2 protein-coding genes are annotated in these 1376 nt (G+C 48.4%); one reads left to right on the plus strand and one right to left on the minus strand.

Translation table 11 applies throughout. From position 1 onward, the window contains the following. Window positions 1–696 (minus strand): DUF2652 domain-containing protein (locus ACR0JW_RS23815; protein WP_480714608.1); only part of this gene is annotated, 696 nt, incomplete at its 3' end. Between the two features lie 223 nt (window positions 697–919). Here ACR0JW_RS23815 and ACR0JW_RS23820 point away from each other — a divergent pair. Next, entirely contained in the window at window positions 920–1279 is a 360-nt protein-coding gene (locus ACR0JW_RS23820; RefSeq protein WP_480714609.1) for a hypothetical protein, read from the plus strand. Window positions 1280–1376: the final 97 nt, after the last annotated feature.

The raw sequence follows: 1376 nt of genomic DNA on the forward strand, positions 1-1376 counted from the left end.
CAGAAATTCCCAAACCACGCCGATAGGCGCGTTGAAATGGTGTCGGAAAGTCCAAACGCCATCCTCTTCGGCGAGATAATGGCGTTGGCGTTTGGCGCGCAGGCGCTCCCATGATTTAGCCAGATCATAGACCTTCATGCAGACTTCACCAAAGTGTTCAATATCCTGCGAAAATGGCTCCATTATTTCACTGATATCCATGGCATCTGCGGCTGCTTCGCTGAAGAGGGCATAGCTGCGAATGCCCGTACGTTCTGCAACATCTGTCTTGGTCAATCTGTGGACTAGAATGACATCGGCACCGGATATGTCCTTGGTAGGACCCATTTGCATTTCGTCGAATTGGCCATGGTGGGCGATGATTTTGAGGTCCAATGTGCTGACATTTGCGCAAGCATTACAGTTGCACGTTGTGTTCGCGATTATATCCTGGCGTCGTAGCGCAAACGCGTTATAGAGATTTTCGCAAATGGTCAGAAACGTCTCACCCGCTGGAAAATCCTGCCTTGTCGAATACGCCAAAACGGCATCGCCTTCGGTTTTCCAGAAATGCAGCGGGTCTCCAACTTGCTCGAGCAAAACTCCCAGAAGAGATTGTAGGATCGGATTGGCATGATCCATTTCTGAAGAAGTCAGAAATTGTGTGTAGCCGGTAATATCAGCAATAAGCAGATAACCTGTGTGTGTTGTCGTCATATACTCTCTCCCCAAAGAGTACTCGGCACGGATATGTGCGCTCGCTCAAAAAAATACACGCACACATCAATCATGGCCAGACTGTCCAGGCGTTTTCAAAGTCAGACCGACAAGCGCAATGGTTTGGAACACCATCGATCATTGCTGCATAATTTGATGCTTCCAAAGCAATTGTGGCTTGTGCATTGTTAGTAAGAGCTCTGTGAAATTGAAGGGACATCGCGTGAAGATCTATTCCGTATTCGTTTGGTTGCTTGCTCTTAGCTTGACATTTGGAGGCGTTGATTTGGCATCCGCCAAAGAGAAAGGCGGAAACTCAAAAGACAAGAAAGTTCAGCTGGACGGCAAACCAGGCAAGGGCCAGAAAGCTGTGCCTCCAGGACAAATAAAGAGACATACACGGGGCGCCAAGCTTCCCAGCGACTTGGACTACACGGACATTGGAGACCTTGCAGACTGGAAATTAAAGCCTCCGGGAAAAGGCAATCGTTACATACGCGTCAACGATGAGATTTTGGAAGTTACTGATGACCTGTCAACGGTCGTAAACGCAGTTGGCATCGTCGGAGACCTCGCCAAATAAGAGGGCCTAAAAAACTTAGGATACTCTCAGCACTAGAGCCTAACGTTAAACTTCCGGACAAAGCAGACTGTCAGAAACCTGCCCATTGGTCCTTAGT

The sequence above is a fragment of the Ruegeria sp. BG6 genome (genome assembly GCF_056538465.1).